The following is a 19038-nucleotide window of genomic DNA, read 5'->3' as shown; positions in this document are numbered from 1 at the left end:
GGTACGCGTCTCAGCCAAGCTTGGCCCGGAAGAGTTCCAGGGTGCGGGCCCAGGCGCTGGCGGCGGCGCGCTGGTCGAACGCCTCCGGCCGGTCGTCGTTGAAGAAGGCGTGCGAGGTGCCCGGGTAGTCGTAGAGGTGGCAGTCGCCGCCGGCCTCCTCGATGGCCCGACGCGCGGTCTGTACGCCCTCGTTGGCCGAGGTGCCGTCCTCTTCGGAGCAGTGGATGACCGCTGCCTTGCCGGCGTAGTCGGCCCAGTCGGGGCGCATCGACTCCCAGGGCAGCACGGGATAGAAACCGGCGGTCGCGACGATCCGCTCGGAGATGGTGGCCGACCAGAGGGCCAGGCTGCCGCCGGCGCAGAAGCCCACGGCACCGACCTTACCGGTGACCTCGGGTCGCCCGGCGAGATAGTCGGCCGCGCCGGCGATGTCCTTCGCCGCCTCGTCCATCCGCATCGCCAGCAGGAGCCGCTGCGCCTCGTCCGGCTCGCTGGTCGTCTCACCGTGGTAGAAGTCCGGGGCGAGGGCGACGAAACCGGCCTCGGCGAACCGGTCCGCCACCGACCGGATGTGCGGGACCAGGCCCCACCATTCCTGAATGACGATGACGGCGGGGCTGGCCGTGCCGCTGGCGGGTATCGCGAGATACCCCTCGCTCGTGCCCCCGTTGCTGCGGTAGCTCACCATTTCGCCCATGGGCCGTCCTCCTAGCGGTCAGTCATCGTTGGCTGGTCGCCCAGTGGTCCTACGTGCCGGTAGCCTGCCACGCCACGCGGCCGTCGGGAAGACGCCGGAACAGTGGCATTCACCTCCTGTTCGCCCCCCGGTGACTCCGGGTACGCCGACGGCGGCGGGGTCTGTTCCCGCCGCCGTCGATACCGCGCTGTCGCTGCGGTCAGACCTTCTTGGTCAGGCAGAGCACGTAGCCCGTCTTGCCCGGCTCGATGCTGGAGAAGACGTACCCCTCCTCGCTCTCCTTGAAGAACTGGGTGCAGGTGGTGTCGGCCTTGGCCTGAGCCTCGCTCTGGCCGTCCAACCGACCGACCACGTTGTACGCCGCGTCGGTGGAGGTGCACTCGACGACCTTGGCGCCGTCGACCTCCTCCTGCTCGGTGCCGGTGACCTCGGGCAGCTCGGCGATGCAGTCGCCGGTCTTGGCGGCCGCGGTCTCGTCCTTGTTGAAGTAGTTGCCGATAGCCGAGACGACGCCGAACTTCAGGCCGGCGATGACGACGACGACGAGGATCGCCCCGACGATGGCGAGGGCCTTCTTCGCACCGGACTTCTCCGCCTTCGGCTCGGCCGGCTGGGGCTCGGCCGACTGCTGCCCGGCAGGCTGCTGCTGCTCGGCGGCAGGCTGCTGCTCGGCCGACTGCTGCTGCGCGGCAGGCTGCGGCTCGGCCGCTTGCGGCGTCTCGACGGCCGGCTCAGGGGTTGCGGCGTCGGGCGCGGGGGGCGGTGCGACCTGCTCTGGCACTGGGGTTCCTTCCGAGGGGTTGATGAGCAGACGACACCGTAACGATCATTGATTTACGGTGCCGTCCCGCTCGCCTCGTCCGTTCAGCTATTTCCCAGCTTCAACTGCATGATCCAGTTCACACACTGTGGTTCAGCGCGTCGGGGTGGCGGTTGGCGTTGCGCTCGGCGGCAGGCCGGTGGCCGTACCGGTCGGCAGCGGGGTACCGGTCTCCCCGGGTGTGCCGCTCGGGTCCGGCGTGCTGGCCGGGTCCGGCGTGCCGCTCGGGTCCGGCTCGCTGGTCGGCGACACAGGTGGGAGGGGCGCGCCCGGTGCGCGGGGCACGAAGGGCGCCTGGTCCGGGCAGTACGGGTACGCCCGCAGCGTCTGCTTCACATAGGCGCCGTCCAGGCAGTCCGGGTAGCCGAGCCGGATCGGGTTGCCGTTCTGGTCGAAGAGCCGGGCGTTCTCCACCAGGCGCCCCTCGCTGTCGTAGACGAAGACGTCCCGGACCCCGTCGTACGGGCTGTCGACCGAGGTCTGGTCGTAGCCGTAGTCGCCGTAACGCATCCGATCCTCGGCCTGCATCAGCGCGGCGAACGCGAAGACCACCAGCACCACGCTGGCGACCTGCACCACCGAGCGCGGCCAGCGGGTCAGCTGGGCCGAACGGCGACCGATCCAGATGGAGCCGAGCACGAAGCCGATCAGCATGATCAGGCCGGCGAGCAGCTCACCGCCGAACCTCGGTAGTAGCCCGAACTCGCCACCGGTGGTGACCACCGTGACCAGCATCGCCGCCAGATAACCGCGCAGCACCCACCAGGCCGGGCGCAACAGTCGGAGGAAGTCGCTGGCCGTCTCGTACCCCAGGGGTGGGCCGAGACGGGTGTCCATGGTGCGCAGCCGGCCGCGAACCCGGGCCATCGCGCTCGCCACCCGCTGGTCGAGGTTGCGCCCGCTGCCCGGCGCGGCGCCGGCTGCGGCGCGCAGCTCGGCGGCGTACGTCTCGGGCTCGCCCAACCGCTCGACAAGGGTGCCCTCGGACTCGGCGGCGACCTCGGTGAGGTGGTCGGCGAGATCCTCCGTCAGCTCGTCGCGTTGCCCGGGCGGTAGGTCGGCCAGAGCGGCCCGGACCCGCGCCACATAGTCGGTGATCTCCTGCTCCGCGACGGTCATGCCGCCATCCCCCGATCGTCGAGCAGACTGTCCATTGTGGTGGCGAACGAGCGCCAGAGCTTGCCGGAGCGGGTCAGCTGGTCCCGCCCCGCGGCATTGAGTGAGTAGTACTTGCGGTGCGGCCCGGATTCGCTCGGCACGACGTAGGTGGTGAGCAGGCCGGCGGCGAAGAGGCGGCGCAGGGTCCCGTAGACCGAGGCGTCACCGACCTCCTCCAGGCCGGCCTCGCGCAGCCGGCGCAGGATGTCGTATCCGTAACCGTCCTCCTCTCGGAGCACGGCCAGGACGGCCAGATCGAGCACGCCCTTCAGCAACTGTGTGGTGTCCACGCATTGCACACTACTGCGTAATGCGAAGTAGCGTCAACGAATCAGCCGCAACACGCCGGGCCGGGCTCGCGCGCGGGGCGCGAGGGTCCCAGCGCGCGGGGCGGTGATCGACTCGGTTTTCAGTAAGTCGGGGCATCCGAGGCACCCGGACAGCGCGGTTTCAATGAAGGCGAGTTGATCAAGCCCGCTAGCGCTCGCTGGCTGGCTGGAGGCTCCAGGCGATGCCGTCGAGGATGTCGTGCTCCGAGGCGACCACCGACGGCATCCCGGCCCGCTCCATGATCACGCGAAGCACCAGCGCGCCCGCGCCGATCACGTCGGCCCGGCCCGGGTGCATCACCGGGTTCGCCAGCCGCTGCGCACGGGTCTGACCCAGCAGCTCCGCGGTCACCCGGGCGACCTCGTCGTAGGACACCCGGGCGTGGTGGATGCGCTCCGGGTCGTACTCCCGCAGGCCCTGCGCCAGGGCGACCACTGTGGTGACCGACCCGGCGAGGCCGACCAGGGTGGCCGCCTCGCGACCGGGCACCACGGCGAGCGCCCGGTCCACCGCCACCGCGATGTCGGCCTGCGCCGCCGCGACCTGCTCGGGCGTCGGCGGGTCGCCGGGCAGGTGCCGCTCGGTCATCCGGACGCAGCCGATGTCCACCGAGATCGCCGACCGCACCCCGGCGGCCCGGTCACCGACCACGAACTCGGTGGAACCACCACCGATGTCGACGACCAGGAACGGCTCCTTCGCGTCGGCGGGCAGCCCGCGCACCGCGCCGGTGAACGACAGCCGGGCCTCTTCGTCGCCGCTGACCACCTCGGGCGCGACACCGAGGGTGGCCTGCACCATCTCGGTGAAGTCGGCGGCGTTGGCGGCGTCGCGGGAGGCCGAGGTGGCACACATCCGCACCCGCTGCGCACCCAGCTTCTCGATGTCGGCGGCGTACGACGCCAACGCCACCCGGGTCCGCTCGATCGCCTCCGGCGCCAGTTGGCCGGTGCGGTCCACGCCCTGCCCCAACCGGACGATCTCCATCCGCCGGGTCAGGTCGACCAGCGGCGCCTGCGGCCCGGCCGAGGCGTCGGGCAGGTCCGCGACCAGCAGTCGGATCGAGTTGGTCCCGCAGTCGATGGCCGCCACACGCGTCGTCACGGCAGCAACCTTACGGCAGGACGGGCGGCCACCCGGCGGCTTGGTTGGCAGTGGGCCACGACTCGCCCGGGTCGCCCGACGAGCCCCGCAACAACCCCGCCCCGAGGCCGGTCAGGTGATGTCGGACCGCGCCGCCCTCCCGGTCGCTCGTCACCAGACCGGCGGTCCGCAGTGCGCGGGCGTGCTCCGAGGCCGAGGAGAGACTGATCCCGACCGCCCGGGACAACACTGTGGTGGTCAACCCACCGTCGGCCGCCAGTCGGCGCAGCACCAGCGCCCGGGTGACGCCGAGCAGCCGACCGAGGGCATCGTCGTCAGCGGGAGGCCTCCCCGCGGGCATCACCACCGGGTAGACGAGCAGGATCGGGTAACCCGGCTCGACCAGCACCCGGGGCCGCGGCCCGGCCAACGGGGAGGGCAGCAGGATGAGCCCGTGGCCGGTGCCGGGAAGATCGCCGTCCCACCACGTCCGTATCTCCAGCACCGGCTCCCGCCACCGGATTCCCGGATGCAGACCGGCGAAGAGGCTGGCCAGGCCATGCTGCGCCAGCCGCTGGCTGGCAGCCGTCACCTGCTGACGGTACGCGGACACCAGCTCGACCCAGTGCGGTTCGAGCACCGCGTCGAACCAGGTCCGCACGGCGCCGCCGAACAGGTCCAGCACCTCCGGATCGGCCGCCGCGAACCGCCGCCGCAGCGGGCTGGCCGACGTGTCCGCGTACGCCAGGGTGACCTCGGCGCGGACCCGCCGCGCCGGGGTGGCCCGAATCGCCTCCAGACCGGCCTGCACCGACTCCAGGCCGTCGAAGGGCGTGACGAAGTCCGGCAGGCGCCCCCGGTCGGGCAGCAGGTGCCGCAGGACCGCGGTGGCAGCCTGGGCGGCAGCCGTGCCCTCGGCCGCCGCCGCCCGCTCGGCCAATGTCGGCGCCATCGCCGCGACAGTGGGATCGCGCAGCCACTGACCGGCCAGCAGCGCGATCCCGACCGGATGGAGCCGATCGGCGAACCGCACCCGGCACAGGTCGGCCGACCCGAGCTGGAGGCGAAGCATGGCAACAGCCTGCCTGCCTTCGGCCAGGACCGAAAGGGTTGATCCACACCTGATTGATCTCCAGTGTGGACGTCGGGGTCGACGGGGGGTGACCGGCGTGCGGCGAACGTTGGCAGTGTTGACGGGGCTCTGCCTCATCGTCGTGGCCGCAGCTTGTGGTGAGCGGGGGCAACCCTCGTCGGCCCCGCCAGCCACACCGTCCGCGTCGAGCGAACGACCGGCGGCCGGCGACCACCAGCTCACTCTGAAGCACAACGGGCTCGACCGCACCTACCTGCTGCACGCGCCGCCCGGGTATGACCCGGCCAGACCCTCCGCGCTGGTCATCGCGCTGCACTTCTATCCCGGCACCGGTTCCTCGATGTGGGAGTTGGCGGGCCTGGACGCCAAGGCCGACAAGGACAACGCGCTGGTCGCCTACCCCGATGGGCAGGGCGGCGGTTTCAACGCGCTGATCTGCTGCGGCAGCGCGGACGACGTCGGCTTCCTCAACGCCCTCACCGACCATCTGGTGCAGACCTGGCACGCCGACCCGAACCGGGTGTTCCTCACCGGCATCTCGAATGGCGGCGACATGAGCTTCCGAGCTGCGGTGGAGAGCACTGGCACGTTCGCCGCGATCGGGGTGGTCAGCGGTGGTTACAGCGGAAAGTTGACCACGGCCGACAGTTACGTGCCGAAGAGCCCGGTCTCCGTGATCACCTTCATCGGCGGCCAGGACCGGTACGCCTCGACCTTCCAGGACGGAATGCGGACCTGGCAGCAGCGGCTCAACTGCCGGCCGAGCCCGAAGGCGTCCGGGGTGCCGGGTGTGACGCACACGGTGGCGGGCTGCGCGGACGGCAGCGAGGTCAGCGTCTACACGATCGCCGGCATGGGCCACAGCTGGCCGGGAGCGACGACGGGCCAACTCGCCGCGTCCTCCGCGGGGCTGTCCGCCACCGACCTGATGTGGGAGTTCTTCACCGCTCACCCCCGCAAGGCCTGATTACAGGCGCAGCAGCATCCGGGTGTTGCCCAGCGTGTTCGGCTTGACCCGCTCCAGGTCCAGGAACTGCGCGACACCCTCGTCGTACGAGCGCAGCAGCTGCTCGTAGACCGGCTGCGGCACCGGAGCGCCGTCGATCTCGCGGAAACCGAACGAGCCGAAGAACCGGGTCTCGAAGGTGAGTACGAAGATCCGCGCCACGCCCAACTCCCGGGCCGCGTCGATCAGCTCACCGACCAGCCGGTGACCGATGCGCTGGCCCTGGCAGGACGGGTCCACCGCCACCGTGCGGATCTCGGCCAGGTCCTCCCACATGACGTGCAGTGCTCCGCAGCCCACCACGACGTCGTCCTCGGCCCGGACCGCGACCCGGAACTCCTGCACGTCCTCGAAGAGGGTGACGGTGGCCTTGCTCAGCAGCCGCCGGTCATCGGTGTAGGTGTCGACGAGTCGCCGGATGCTCCACACGTCCCCGGTGCGGGCCCGCCGCACGAGGATCTGACTCTCGGGTGCCGAGGACCCGATGTGCGCGCTCATTCGCCCGCCGGCACGTCCACGCACGGCCCCGCCGCCCACCAGCGCTCGACCAGCTCCAACGTCTCGTCGCCGAACGGGTTCACCCCGGGGCCCGCGCCCAGCGCGTGGCCCAGGTGCACATGCAGACACTTCACACGGCCCGGCATCCCGCCGGCCGAGATGCCGGCGATTTCCGGAACCTCACCGATCGCCTCCCGGCGGGTGAGGTAGTCCTCGTGCGCGGCACGGTAGTGGGCGGCCAACTCCGGGTCCGTCGTCAGCCGGTCCGCCATTTCCTTCATCAGCCCCGCCGACTCCAGTCGGCTGCACGCCGCGGTGGCCCGGGGGCAGGTCAGGTAGTAGAGCGTCGGAAACGGGGTGCCGTCGGCGAGGCGGGGGGTCGTCTCCACCACGTCGGGAAGGCCACACGGGCACCGATGGGCCACCGCGCGGGTGCCCCGGGGCGTCCGGCCGAGCTGCGCGGCCACCGCGGCCAGGTCGGCCTCGGTGGCAGGCTCGCGCTGCGGCAGGGGAACGGAATCCGCCGCCGGCTCCGACGGTGGTACGACAGTCACGGTGCCCATCTCTCCTGGTGTGCTGGTCGGTGGATCACTGGCCCGGCTGCTGACTGTCGGCAGCCCGCACGCTCGACCAGAGCGTGTCGTACCAGGTCACAGGCCCGGCCGGCGGGGCCGAACCGGCCGACTTCCCGGCGTCCCGGGCGGCGCCCTCCGGGTCGTGCAGCACCACCATCATCTTCTCCCCGGGCCGGCCCATGAAGAAACGCTCCCGGGCCTGCGTCTTGATGTACTCGGGGTCTTTCCAGTTGGCGGCCTCGGCGGCGAGCTTGGCGATCTCCCGCTCCTGCACCGCCTGGGCCGCCTCCATCCGCTCGATGTCGGCCTGCTGGTCCAGGTAGACCCGGACCGGGTAGGTGTAGGCCAGAGCGAGCGCGATCAGGACCGCGAACAGCACTGTGGCCCGACCGGTGAAGCGACGGGGGTTGGGTGCGGCGAGCCGCTTCACTGCACCAGCGGCGGCGGTACGCCGAGCGGCGGCGGGACGATTCGCGGAGCGCACGCCTTCGGCGCCCCGGGCAGCACCCGGCGCGCGACCGGCGGCGCGCGGCTCGGCGCGTACGCCGGCCTCCCGGACCGATCCCCGCGTGGCGCGCCCGCCGCCCGGCCGACCGGACTGACCCGGCCGGCGGGCGGGACGCTGACCACCCGGTGTGCGGCGCTGCTGCATCGTCACACCCCTCCCCCGAGGCTTCGTGCGTCTCAGGCCGAACGGTAGCGCGGGAACGCGCCAGCGCCGGCGTAGCGCGCCGCGTCGGCCAGCTCCTCCTCGATCCGGAGCAGCTGGTTGTACTTGGCGACACGGTCCGAACGGGCCGGGGCGCCGGTCTTGATCTGGCCGCAGCCGGTGGCAACCGCCAGGTCGGCGATGGTGGTGTCCTCGGTCTCGCCGGAGCGGTGGCTCATCATGCACTTGAAGCCGGCCCGGTGGGCCAGGTCCACCGCGTCCAGGGTCTCGGTCAGCGAGCCGATCTGGTTGACCTTGACGAGAACCGCGTTCGCCGACTTTTCCGCGATGCCGCGGGCGATGCGCTGCGGGTTGGTCACGAACAGGTCGTCACCGACGATCTGCACCCGGTCGCCGATCGAGGCGGTCAGCGTCTGCCAGCCGCTCCAGTCGTCCTCGGCCAGCGGGTCCTCGATCGACACGATCGGGTACTCGTCGGCCAGCTTCGTGTAGTAGGTGCTCATGTCCTCGGCGGACTTCGCGGCGCCCTCGAACGTGTAGGTGCCGTTGTCGAAGAACTCCGTGGCGGCCACGTCGAGCGCGAACACGATGTCGCTGCCGAGCCGGTAACCGGCCTTCTCGACAGCCTCGGCGATCAGGTCCAGGGCCGCCGCGTTCGTCGGCAGGTTCGGCGCGAAGCCACCCTCGTCGCCGAGCCCGGTGGAGAGGCCCTTCTTCTTCAGCACCGACTTCAGCGCGTGGTAGACCTCCGCGCCCGAGCGCAGCGCCTCACGGAAGGTGGGCGCGCCGATCGGCGCGATCATGAACTCCTGGATGTCGACGTTCGAGTCGGCGTGCGCGCCACCGTTGAGGATGTTCATCATCGGCACGGGCAGGAGGTGCGCGTTCGGACCGCCCAGGTAGCGGAAGAGGCTCAGCTCGGCGCTGCCGGCAGCGGCCTTCGCCACGGCCAGGGAGACCCCGAGGATGGCGTTCGCGCCCAGCTCCGACTTGCTCTCCGTGCCGTCGATGTCGAGCATCTTCTGGTCGATCAGCCGCTGCTCGCTGGCCTCGTACCCGATGATCTGGTCGACGATCTTGTCTTCGACGTTGGAGACCGCCTTCTCCACGCCCTTGCCCTGGTAGCGGTCGGCGTCACCGTCGCGCAGCTCGATCGCCTCGAAGGCGCCGGTGGAGGCGCCGGACGGCACGGCGGCGCGGGCTACCGTGCCGTCGTCCAGACCGACCTCGACCTCGACCGTCGGGTTGCCCCGCGAGTCGAGAATCTCCCTGGCGACGATTCCCTCGATGGTTGCCACTAAGTCGCTCCTCGTTGTTGTGATCACGTCCGTGGGTGGGCCGCGACGGTGCGGCTGAGGCAGGTGTTGAACGCAGCGTATCGGGCGACGCGAACGGGCACGGCGTCGCCCGCGCACCCGGGTCACCCCGCACTGACGGACATTCCCGGATTTCCGGGCGTCAACCGGCAACGGGTTTGCGCTGCACGGACCAGATCCACCAGGCTGGTCGCCATGCCCGCCGCCTCGACCACCCTCCGCATGCTCGCCGTGTCGGTCATCGCGTCGCTCACGGTCACCGGCTGTCAGACATTCGAGGACGCCGGAGTCGCCATGGGCCGCTCGGAACTCGTCAACGACCTCGCCGCCCGGCTCGATCGGGCACTGGAGTTGACCTACTCGGCCGACTACCAGTTGCCCGGCGGCCAGCGCGCCGCGATCGTGCAGGCGCAGGACCCGGCGCGATCCACGTACACCTATCCGGGCGGGCAACTCACCGTCACCCCGGAGGCCATCACCCGGTGCACGACGACCGGCGCCCGCCCGCAGTGCACGCTGATCACCCCGCCCACCCCGGGCAGCAAGCCCACGGTGACGCTGTTCGGCGAGGCCAACCAGCAGGGCCTCGTCACGCCGCCGGTGGTGGTCGGGCTGCTCACCGCCGCCGCGCTCGACCCACAGGCGGTCATCAAGCAGAGTGACACCACGGTCGCGGGGCACCACGCCGCCTGCGTCGCGGTGCAGAGCTCGTCGTCCGGCGACTTCACCGCCTGCGTGACCACCGAGGGCGTGCTCGGCAGCTTCACCGGGCCGGTCGACGGCAAGCCGATGGAGCTGGCACTGAGCAACTACTCCGCGACCGTCGACGAGGGCGCGTTCGGACCGCCCGCCGGCGCCGCCGTCGTCGACCGCCGCCCCGGCGGCTCGTGACCGACCCGCCGGCCGCGCCGCCCGGCAGGTCCGCGTCCGAAGCGCCGCCCGGCGGGCGCCTGCCGAGCGGAGCTGACCGACCGGCCCGGCGAGACCGCCCGCCAGTGCCCCGACTGCGGCCTGTACGTGCCGATGCAGCTCTCCGCCGCCGTGCTGGTGGCGATCGCACGGCCCGGCCCGCCCGGGCACGCTGACGAGCTGCTGCTGGTCCGGCACGCCACCGGTCCGACCGGGCTGTGGGCGCTGGTGGCCGGCTTCACCGCCCGTGCCGTCGACCCGCAGGCCGAACCGGTGGTCGACGGGCGGGAGCTGACCAGGGCTCAGTGGTTCGGCCTCGATGCGCTACCGGCGCAACTGCCGCCCGCGTACTCCATCTCACGCTGGCTCATCGACGCGACGGTGAGCGCCGGGCGGCGCTGAACCCGCGCGGCCGGCGTTTCTCCTCAGAGACCGAGCAGGGTGCGCAGGTGGCGCGGGGGCGGGCAGTCGTGGGCGAGCATCGCGTCGTGCCAGTCGCGGACCGACACCCCGTCCGGGCGGGCGGCGGCGATCTCGGCCACCTCGCTGTATCCGACGAAGTAGGTGGAGAGCTGGGTGGAGGTGAGTTGCGCGCGCCGCCATTTGCCGGCCGCCTCGCCGTCCTCCTGGAAGCCCCGCCCGGTCATCAACGCCATCGCCTCGGCCTCGGGCAGGTCCTCGGCGTGCACCAACTGGTCGAGCAGCGCGTTGATGGTCATCCGCAGTTGCATCTTGAGCTGCTGCAACCGCACCGGCAGACCGCCGAAGCCGAGCCCCGTCATCACCTCCTCCGCGTAGACCGCCCAGCCCTCGATGAACGGGCCGGACTCGGCCAGCGCGCGGACCCGCGTCCCACCGACGTAGCGGCGGGCGTGGGCGAGCTGGAGGAAGTGCCCGGGCATCGCCTCGTGCACCGTGAGGTTGCGGATCATGTGGTCGTTGTATTCCCGGTAGAACGACTCGACCCGCTGCGCCGACCAGTCCGACGGGGTGGGCGCGATGCAGTAGAAGGTCGGCAGGGCGGCGGTCTCCAGCGGGCCGGGCGCGTCGCAGTACGCCACAGCGACCCCCCTGGCGAACTCCGGCATCTCCTGGATCACGCACCGGTCGTCGACCAGAGTGACCAGGTCGTGTGCGCGGACGAAGTCGGTCGCCTCGTCCAGTGTCACCCCGGCCAGCTCGACGATCGTCGCGTCGTTCGGGTGCTCGGCGGCGAGCAGGTCCAGCGCCCGACGTACTGTCGCGTCGTCGGCCGGACCACCGACCAGCTCGACGGCCGCCTCGCGGATTTCCGCTGTGACCCGATCCAGGTTGGCCCAGGCGCGACGCTGGATCTCGGCGGCGCCCAACTCGGTGTCGAGGGTGTGCCAGAGCCGGGCCTCCCAGCGGCGCCGGCCCAGTCTCGGGTCACGGCCGGGGCCGGCATCGGCGGCCAGGCCGGTGCGCAGCCAGGCGACGAACTCCTCCAGCGCGGCGATCGCGGCGGTGGCCGCCGGCTCGACCCGGTCGAGGTGGCCCGGCGCCTGGGCGAGCAACGGTGGCAGCTCGTCGCGGATCAGCGCGGCGGTGCCGGTGAACTGCCCGACCGCCGTCTCCGCGTGAATTCGCGGCATGTCCCGCAGCGTCGCACGGGCGGTGGCGAGGGCGTCCGGTACGGCGGCGAGCCGGCCGGCGAGTTGGGTCAGCCGCACTTCCGCGGGGGCGTACGGACGGGCCAGCAGCGGGTGCAGCAGCGGGCCGGGGTTGTGGCGCAGCGGATCCCACTCGTGCGACCGGATCTCGGTCAGCTCAAACAGCTCCCGATCCACGAATGAGGCGAGCAGCGCATGGTCGACCTGCTCGTCGACGTCGAGCGAGTCCGGGTCCAGTTCGGACAGTGCGTTGGCCGCGTCGGAGAGCATCGCCCGATCGGCGGTCAACCCGTCGGCGGACAGGTCCGGCAGCCGGTCGTCGAACCGGTGGTCCCCGGCGGCGGTGGCAACCCCCGGCCGTGACTCCAGTAAAGCCTCGACAACCCGCTCAGCCAGCACCTCAAACGCTTCCACCGCCCCACCCTACCGACCGCCGTGCGCCCCGCCGCCGGTTCCGCCCACTCCGTCGATCATGAAGTTGTTGCCATCCACCTCGGCGTGTCGGGGCAATAACTTCATGATCAACACGGGCTGGTGGGTGGGGGTTCGGCGTTGCGGATGGCTTCGGCGTGGGCCAGGGTGATGCGGCGGAGGGCTGCTTCGGGGTCTATGCCCGCCTCGCGGGCTGCCGCGACCGTTGCCAGCAGGTCGGCGCCCAGCCTTGCCTCGGCATCCGCCTGGGTGTCGGCCGGTGGGAGCGGGACGTCGATGCCTCTGCGGGCGGCGCGGTCCAGGATCTGCGTTGCCAGGGCCAGCGCGGGCTGGCTCAGGGCCACACCGTCCAACGCCGAGTGCCGCGCCTTCTCCGCGCGCTTGATCCGCTCCCAGTTCTCGGTGATCTCCTCCAGGGTGCCCGCCTCGGCGCCGGCGAAGACGTGCGGATTACGCCGGATCATCTTGTCGACCAGGCCACCAGCCACGTCGTCGATGGTCCACCGCTCATCCTCGGGCAACTCCTCGGCGAGCCGCGCGTGCAGCACCACCTGCAACAACACGTCGCCCAACTCCTCGCGCAGCGCGTCGGTGTCGTCGGCGCTGATGGCGTCGTACGCCTCGTAGCTCTCCTCCAGCAGGTAACCGGCGAGGCTGCGGTGCGTCTGCGCCCGCTTCCACGGATCGCCACCCGGAGAGGCCAGTCGATCCAGCACTGCCACCGCGTCGAGCAGCCGGGCACCCGGCGGATCCCACGAGCCGTACATCAACTCCATCTCGGCCAACCCCGGCTGCCGGGCCAGCCGCAGACCCAACTCCCGAGCCAGCGCCTCGTCACCCGCCGGACCGGCCAGCCACACCACGGTGCCGTGCGTCGCCACCGCGTCCAGCAACGGCTGCGTCGCCGGGCCGTCCACCACTGTGACCTCGGCGCCCGCTTGACGGATGGCCGTGGTCAACTCGCTGGCCGCGCCGGTGAACACCGGGTGCTGGCGTACGACATCCCAGGCCGCGGAGGTCAACAGACCGGCGGGCAACCGGGGTGAGGTGACCAGGAGGACGATCCGTGCGGTCATGCTCAGCTGGCCGTGCCCTCGGCCTCCGGCGTCGCGGTCGGCCCCTCCGGGGTGGAAATGTCGGTGACCGCGTCGGAGCCCGGCTCACCCAACGGCACGCTCACCGCAGGCACGTCATCGCTGAAGCTGAGCAGCGGGAACTCAAGCGGACGGTACCGAGGGCTGACTGTGACGTCATAACGACCGACCGCCTCGGCCAGGATCCTCTTGGTCGCCAGCGCGCCGCGCAGCTGCTCGCCGTCGAGCTGCTGGACAGCGGCCTCGTCGGTCACCTCGGCCGGGATCTTGCCGGCCGCACGCCCGGCGGCGATCACGTCGGCGAGCTCCTCCTTGGTCGGCTCAACCGGCTCGGCCGGCAACCCGGACAGGCAGGTGAAGAACTTCGCCACCTCCCGCACGTGCCCGGTCTCCGGGTCGAGGTCGAGCTGCTGGGCGGCCTGCTCGGCCGTCACCTGGCCGCGCGGCTGGTAGTTCTTCTCGGCGGAGAGCTTCTCGCACACCTTGGTCAGCACCATGGCCCGAACCACGTCCGCCACCTTGGGCAGGGTCGGCTGCGGCGCCGCGGGCTGCCCGCTGGCGGCGGCGGACTCCGGCGCCGGGTTCTTCGTCCGCAGGTCCTTCATCGCGGCGGTGACCTGAACGTCGGTGATGCGCTGGTCACCGACGTAAGCGGCGATACCAGGCTCAGCACGGCAACCGGAGAGGGCGACGAGGCCGAGCGCCACAGTGGCGACGGCGGCAAGACGGCGAGCACGCATAGCCGTCACTCTCTCACGCCGTCACCCGGGGTTGTGACGCCCCCCACCTTCGCCGATCCCCCGACCAGGGGCGGCGTCGACGCGCGACCGCCCCTGGTCCAGAGCACACCGCAGGCTAGGCGTTCGCGCCCGCCGCGACGGCAAGTGGGGCGGGGGCACCGAGCACATCGGAGAGCAGTTGCGCGCACCACTGGAGCAGCGCCTGGTCACGCAGCGGCTCGCCACCGATCCGGCGGGTGGCCGGTCGGGGCACGCTGACCTGGTCGGTGGCCTGCTTGTAGACGGCATCCGGGTGGTAGCGCTTGAGCCGCAACTGCTTCGAATCCGGTAGGGGCAGCGGGCCGAACCGTACGTGCTTGCCCTGCATGGACACGTCGGACAGGCCGTAGCGGCGGGCCAGCAGACGGAACCGGGCCACCTCCACCAGGTTCTGCACCGGGGCCGGCGGCTCGCCGTACCGGTCGGTCATTTCGGCGATCACCTCGCCCAGCCGCTCCTCGTCGCGCGCCTCGGCCAGCTTGCGGTACATCTCCAGGCGCAGCCGCTCCACGCTCACATAGTCGTGTGGCAGGTGCGCGTCGACCGGCAGGTCGATCTTGACGTCGGCCTCCTCCTCGGGCCGCTCACCCTTGAACGCGGAAACCGCCTCGCCGACCATGCGCACGTACAGGTCGAAGCCGACGCCCTCGATGTGCCCGGACTGCTCGCCGCCGAGCAGGTTGCCGGCGCCCCGAATCTCCAGGTCCTTCATCGCCACGTACATGCCGGCGCCCAACTCGGTGTGCTGGGCGATGGTCGCCAACCGCTCGTGGGCGTGCTCGGTGAGCGGCTTCTCCGGCGGGTACAGGAAGTAGGCGTACGCCCGCTCCCGGCCCCGGCCGACCCGGCCCCGGATCTGGTGCAGCTGGGACAGGCCGAGCAGGTCGGCCCGCTCCACGATCAGCGTGTTGGCGTTCGGGATGTCGATGCCCGACTCGACGATCGTGGTGCAGACCAGGACGTCGAACTCCTTCTCCCAGAAGCCGACCATGACCTTCTCCAGGGCGTCCTCGCCCATCTGGCCGTGCGCCACCGCCACCCGCGCCTCGGGCACCAACTCTCGCAGCCGCCGTGCCGCCCGGTCGATCGACTCGACCCGGTTGTGCAGGTAGAAGACCTGCCCGTCGCGGAGCAGCTCACGGTGGATGGACGCGGCCACCTGCCGGTCGTCCTGCGCGCCGACGAAGGTGAGCACCGGGTGCCGCTCCTCCGGCGGGGTGGCGATGGTGGACATCTCCCGGATGCCGGTGATCGCCATCTCCAGGGTGCGCGGGATCGGGGTGGCCGACATGCTGAGCACGTCGACCGACGCGCGCAGCGTCTTCAGGTGCTCCTTGTGCTCGACACCGAAGCGCTGCTCCTCGTCGACGATCACCAGACCCAGCTGCTTGAAGCGGGTCGCCGTCTGCAACAGCCGGTGCGTGCCGATGACGATGTCGACGGTGCCGTCGGCGACCATTTCCAGCGTCCGCTCGGTCTCCTTCGGCGTCTGGAACCGAGACAGCTGCCGGATCTCGACCGGGAACTGGCTCATCCGCTCGGCGAACGTGTTGTAGTGCTGCTGCACCAGCAGGGTGGTCGGCACCAGCACCGCCACCTGCTTACCGTCCTGCACCGCCTTGAACGCCGCCCGAACCGCGATCTCGGTCTTGCCATAGCCGACATCACCGCAGATCAGCCGGTCCATCGGGACGGTCTGCTCCATGTCCCGCTTGACCTCGTCGATAGCGGCGAGCTGGTCCGGCGTCTCCTGCCAGGGGAAGGCGTCCTCCAGCTCCCGCTGCCACGGCGTGTCCGGGCCGAACGAGTGGCCCTTGGACGCCTTTCGGGCGGCGTAGAGCTGGATGAGCTGTGCGGCGATCTCCCGGACCGCCTTGCGGGCCCGGGCCTTGGACTTCTGCCAGTCCGAGCCGCCCATCTTGTGCAGGGTCGGCTGCTCGCCGCCCACGTAGCGGGAGAGCTGGTCGAGCTGGTCGGTCGGAACGAACAACCGGTCGCCGGGCTGGCCCCGCTTGCTGGCCGCGTACTCGATGACGAGGTATTCCCGGCTGGCGCCGTTGACGGTGCGCTGCACCAGCTCGACGTAGCGGCCGATGCCGTGCTGCTCGTGCACCACGTGGTCGCCGGTCTTCAACTCCAGCGGGTCGATGGTGTTGCGCCGACGGCTCGGCATCTTGCGCATGTCCCGCGTCGAGGTGCCCCGACCGCCGGTCACGTCATTGCCGGTGAGCAGCACGAAGCGGGACGCCTCGTCGACGAACCCGCTGCCCAGCGCGCCACAGGTGACCACCAGCTCGCCGGGGACGGGCGCGGTCGGCACCTCCTCGGTCAACCGGGCACCCAGGCCGGCGTCGCGCAGCACCTCCACAGCCCGCTGGGCAGGGCCGTGCCCCTCGAAGACCAGCGCGATCGACCAACCCTCGCCAGCCCAGCGCTTGAGGTCCTCGACCACCCGCGAGGTCTCGCCGTGATAGAGCGGCGCCGGTTGGGCGGACAGGGTGACAGCGATGGCGTCGTCCGGGGTGACGGCGGCCTGCTCCGGCGCGTCCTCCCAGGGCTGCCGCGTCTCGGCGGTCTCCCCCTCGACGAGGCCGAACGGGGACAGCGTCCACCACGGCTGGCCGAGCTTGCCCGCGGCGGCGCGTACCTCACCGAGGGTGCGGAAGGCGGCGGCGCCGACGTCGACCGGTGCCTGGCCGCCGACCGCGGCGGCGGCCCAGCTGGCCTGCAAGAACTCCTCAGAGGTACGCACCAGGTCGTGCGCCCGGGTGCGGATCCGCTCCGGGTCGCAGAGCAGGACGTGGGTGCCGGCCGGCATGGCGTCCAGCAGCAGCTCCAGCGAGTCGGGGCCGACCAGCACCGGGGCCAGCGACTCCATCCCCTCCACCGGGATGCCCTCGGCCAGCTTGTCGAGGATCTCGGCCAACTCGGGGTGCTGCTCGGCGAGCGCGGCGGCCCGGTCGCGGACCGCCGGGGTGAGCAGCAGTTCCCGACAGGGCGGCGCCCAGAGCAGCGGAACCTGCTCGATGGTGCGCTGGTCGGCGACGGCGAAGGTGCGGATCTCCTCCACCTCGTCGCCCCAGAACTCGACCCGGGACGGATGCTCGTCGGTGGGCGGGAAGACGTCCAGGATGCCGCCTCGTACCGCGAACTCGCCGCGCTTGGTGACCAGGTCGACCCGGGCGTACGCCATGTCGATCAGCCGGCGGGCGACCTCTTCCAGGTCCGCCTCCTCGCCGGCGGCGAGCTGCACCGGCTCCAGGTCACCGAGCCCCTTGAGCTGCGGCTGGAGCAGCGAACGGACCGGGGCCACCACCACACGCAGTGGCCCGGTGCCGCCGTGCGCGTCGGACGCCTCCGGGTGGGCCAGCCGGCGCAGCACGGCCAGCCGCCGGCCGACAGTGTCGGAGCGGGGGGACAGTCGCTCGTGCGGCAGCGTCTCCCAGGAGGGGAAGACAACCACCTGCTCGGCCGGCAGCAACCCGCCCAGCGCGGCGGCCAGGTCGTCGGCCTCCCGGGTGGTGGCGGTCACCGCCAGCACCGGTCGCCCGGCGCCGTCGTTGTCCGCGGCGACCGCCGCGACGGCGAAGGGGCGCAGCGCCGCCGGAGCGGTGATGTCGAGGCCGTCGACCTGGGCGGCACCGGAGCGCGCCAGGTCACGCGCCCGGGTCAGCCCGGGGTCGGCCAGTGCGGCGGTGAACAGACCGGTGAGCAAGGGAAACCTTTCGGGGAGTCGACGCACACGACGGCGGCCCCTCGTCCAGCCGGACGGGGGGTGCACGACAACAAGCCTAGCCCCGTCGACCGACAGCCACCCCCTTCCGCCCAGGTCCGCGCCGCGCGCGTCACCCCGCATCCCTGAAGATCTTGGGATCGAGCCCGGCCGCTGTCAGGGGATCTTGACCGCCGCCGGCAGGCGTGGTCGGGTTTCGGTATGGGTGAGCAGTGGCGGGCACAGTTCGACGCGGAGGTGAGCTTCGCCAACGGCGGCGGGCTGCGTACCGAGGGGTTCCGGCTGGACATTCCCGGTCGGGAGATCACCGACGACGACCTGGCGGCGTTGTTCGTCCGGCACCTCGGGCTGCTGATGGTCGCCGACGTACAGATCAGCGCCAGAACGATCATCGAGGAGCCGCACAAGGGCGGCCGGGGTGTCGCTGTCGACGGCTCGGGCGCCGATCGTCGGCTGGTCGAGCTGAGCCACGTGATCAGTGACGGCATGACCACCCTGCCGGGTTGGCCGGGGCCTCGGATCACCGACTGGCTGACCTTCGCGGCATCCCGCGAGCGGTACGCCCCGGGCACCGAGTTCCACGTGGCCCGAATCGACATGATCGCCAACACCGGCACGTACCTGGACACGCCCGCCCACCGCTGGGCCGGCCTGGACGATTTGACCGGGGTGTCGCTGGACCGCCTCGCCGACCTACCGGGGGTGGTGGTCCGGGTGCCGGCCGGCATCCGCGCCGTGGACCGGCTGATGCTGGCCCCGTACGAGGTGGACGGCCGGGCGGTGTTGCTGCACACCGGGTGGGATGCGCACTTCGGCACCGAGCGGTACGGCGCGCCGGAAGCGCCGTACCTGACCGGGGACGCCGCCCAGGCGCTGGTCGACGCGGGGGCGGCCCTGATCGGCATCGACTCGATCAACATCGACGACATGAGCCCGACGGCCGCCGGAGTACGCCCCGCGCACAGCACGCTGCTCGCCGCCGGCATCCCGATCGTCGAGCACCTGACCGGCCTGGACGCGTTGCCGCCGAGCGGGTTCCGGTTCACCGCGGCCCCGCCGATGGTGGCCGGCATGGGCACCTTTCCGGTTCGCGCCTTCGCCGTCGTCGACGCCTGACGTCATCCGCGACGCCGTCGACGCACGGCCGGCCTCCGTGGCGTTCCCCGCCAGCCGCCCGGCCGACTGGTTCCGCACGGCTGTCCACAAAACGGACC

At 71.6% G+C, this 19038-nt stretch carries 18 protein-coding genes; 4 read left to right on the top strand and 14 right to left on the bottom strand.

Translation table 11 applies throughout. The features are described 5' to 3' along the window. Positions 1-10: 10 nt before the first annotated feature. The 6 genes from ACLJOK_RS20445 to ACLJOK_RS20420 all read right to left on the bottom strand — a co-directional run bounded on the left by ACLJOK_RS20445 (position 11) and on the right by ACLJOK_RS20420 (position 5160). The gene (locus ACLJOK_RS20445) at positions 11-697 is read right to left on the bottom strand and encodes a dienelactone hydrolase family protein (RefSeq protein WP_112621668.1); all 687 of its coding nucleotides are present in this window, start codon (positions 695-697) and stop codon (positions 11-13) included. A gap of 199 nt (positions 698-896) precedes the next feature. Beyond that, positions 897-1478, bottom strand: a complete 582-nt coding sequence (locus ACLJOK_RS20440; protein ID WP_410820313.1) for a hypothetical protein — start codon at positions 1476-1478, stop codon at positions 897-899. A 132-nt stretch (positions 1479-1610) separates the two neighbouring features. After that, positions 1611-2636, bottom strand: a complete 1026-nt coding sequence (locus ACLJOK_RS20435; protein ID WP_410820312.1) for an HAAS signaling domain-containing protein — start codon at positions 2634-2636, stop codon at positions 1611-1613. After that, positions 2633-2965, bottom strand: coding sequence for a PadR family transcriptional regulator (locus ACLJOK_RS20430; RefSeq protein WP_074316865.1), 333 nt, complete (start codon positions 2963-2965; stop codon positions 2633-2635). The genes ACLJOK_RS20435 and ACLJOK_RS20430 overlap by 4 nt, the downstream gene beginning before the upstream one ends. Positions 2966-3152: 187 nt before the next feature. Continuing rightward, positions 3153-4097, bottom strand: a complete 945-nt coding sequence (locus ACLJOK_RS20425; RefSeq protein WP_410821548.1) for an exopolyphosphatase — start codon at positions 4095-4097, stop codon at positions 3153-3155. Positions 4098-4119: 22 nt separating this feature from the next. Continuing rightward, entirely contained in the window at positions 4120-5160 is a 1041-nt protein-coding gene (locus ACLJOK_RS20420; RefSeq protein ID WP_410820311.1) for an ArsR/SmtB family transcription factor, read from the bottom strand. A 97-nt stretch (positions 5161-5257) separates the two neighbouring features. Here ACLJOK_RS20420 and ACLJOK_RS20415 point away from each other — a divergent pair, with 97 nt between their 5' ends. Continuing rightward, positions 5258-6148, top strand: coding sequence for an alpha/beta hydrolase family esterase (locus ACLJOK_RS20415; RefSeq protein WP_410820310.1), 891 nt, complete (start codon positions 5258-5260; stop codon positions 6146-6148). Here the strand turns inward: ACLJOK_RS20415 and ACLJOK_RS20410 are convergent, their stop codons facing one another. The 4 genes from ACLJOK_RS20410 to eno are packed head-to-tail and all read right to left on the bottom strand — an operon-like array spanning position 6149 to position 9228. Continuing rightward, complete coding sequence (locus ACLJOK_RS20410) at positions 6149-6685, bottom strand: amino-acid N-acetyltransferase (protein WP_410820309.1); 537 nt, start codon at positions 6683-6685, stop codon at positions 6149-6151. After that, positions 6682-7239 (bottom strand): DUF501 domain-containing protein, encoded by a 558-nt coding sequence (locus tag ACLJOK_RS20405; protein WP_410820308.1) that lies wholly within the window; start codon positions 7237-7239, stop codon positions 6682-6684. Before ACLJOK_RS20405 ends, ACLJOK_RS20410 begins: the two co-directional genes overlap by 4 nt. 34 nt (positions 7240-7273) lie before the next feature. Next, complete coding sequence (locus ACLJOK_RS20400) at positions 7274-7912, bottom strand: FtsB family cell division protein (RefSeq protein ID WP_238679743.1); 639 nt, start codon at positions 7910-7912, stop codon at positions 7274-7276. 32 nt (positions 7913-7944) lie between these two features. After that, the gene (gene eno, locus ACLJOK_RS20395; protein WP_238679742.1) at positions 7945-9228 is read right to left on the bottom strand and encodes a phosphopyruvate hydratase; all 1284 of its coding nucleotides are present in this window, start codon (positions 9226-9228) and stop codon (positions 7945-7947) included. 213 nt (positions 9229-9441) lie between these two features. Here eno and ACLJOK_RS20390 point away from each other — a divergent pair, with 213 nt between their 5' ends. Further along, positions 9442-10137 carry a hypothetical protein gene (locus tag ACLJOK_RS20390; protein ID WP_410820307.1) on the top strand — a complete coding sequence of 232 codons (696 nt, stop codon included), beginning with the start codon at positions 9442-9444 and terminating at the stop codon, positions 10135-10137. Positions 10138-10269: 132 nt separating this feature from the next. Then, complete coding sequence (locus ACLJOK_RS20385) at positions 10270-10557, top strand: hypothetical protein (RefSeq protein ID WP_410820306.1); 288 nt, start codon at positions 10270-10272, stop codon at positions 10555-10557. 23 nt (positions 10558-10580) lie between these two features. Here ACLJOK_RS20385 and ACLJOK_RS20380 read toward each other — a convergent pair whose 3' ends face one another. The 4 genes from ACLJOK_RS20380 to mfd all read right to left on the bottom strand — a co-directional run bounded on the left by ACLJOK_RS20380 (position 10581) and on the right by mfd (position 17806). Beyond that, the gene (locus ACLJOK_RS20380) at positions 10581-12200 is read right to left on the bottom strand and encodes a DUF885 domain-containing protein (protein ID WP_410820305.1); all 1620 of its coding nucleotides are present in this window, start codon (positions 12198-12200) and stop codon (positions 10581-10583) included. A 107-nt stretch (positions 12201-12307) separates the two neighbouring features. Beyond that, on the bottom strand, positions 12308-13294 hold the full coding sequence (locus ACLJOK_RS20375) for a nucleoside triphosphate pyrophosphohydrolase (protein ID WP_410820304.1): 987 nt from the start codon (positions 13292-13294) through the stop codon (positions 12308-12310). A gap of 2 nt (positions 13295-13296) precedes the next feature. Next, on the bottom strand, positions 13297-14052 hold the full coding sequence (locus ACLJOK_RS20370; protein ID WP_410820303.1) for a hypothetical protein: 756 nt from the start codon (positions 14050-14052) through the stop codon (positions 13297-13299). 115 nt (positions 14053-14167) lie between these two features. Then, positions 14168-17806: a transcription-repair coupling factor gene (mfd, locus tag ACLJOK_RS20365; protein ID WP_410820302.1), complete on the bottom strand. Its 3639-nt coding sequence runs from the start codon at positions 17804-17806 to the stop codon at positions 14168-14170. A 219-nt stretch (positions 17807-18025) separates the two neighbouring features. On the opposite strand from mfd, the gene ACLJOK_RS20360 reads away from it, so the two are divergent. Then, positions 18026-18940 carry a cyclase family protein gene (locus tag ACLJOK_RS20360; protein ID WP_410820301.1) on the top strand — a complete coding sequence of 305 codons (915 nt, stop codon included), beginning with the start codon at positions 18026-18028 and terminating at the stop codon, positions 18938-18940. Positions 18941-19038: the final 98 nt, after the last annotated feature.

Source organism: Micromonospora sp. 050-3 (assembly GCF_046549335.1).
GTDB lineage: Bacteria > Actinomycetota > Actinomycetes > Mycobacteriales > Micromonosporaceae > Micromonospora > Micromonospora trifolii.
This window is presented reverse-complemented; position numbering and strand designations above follow the sequence as displayed.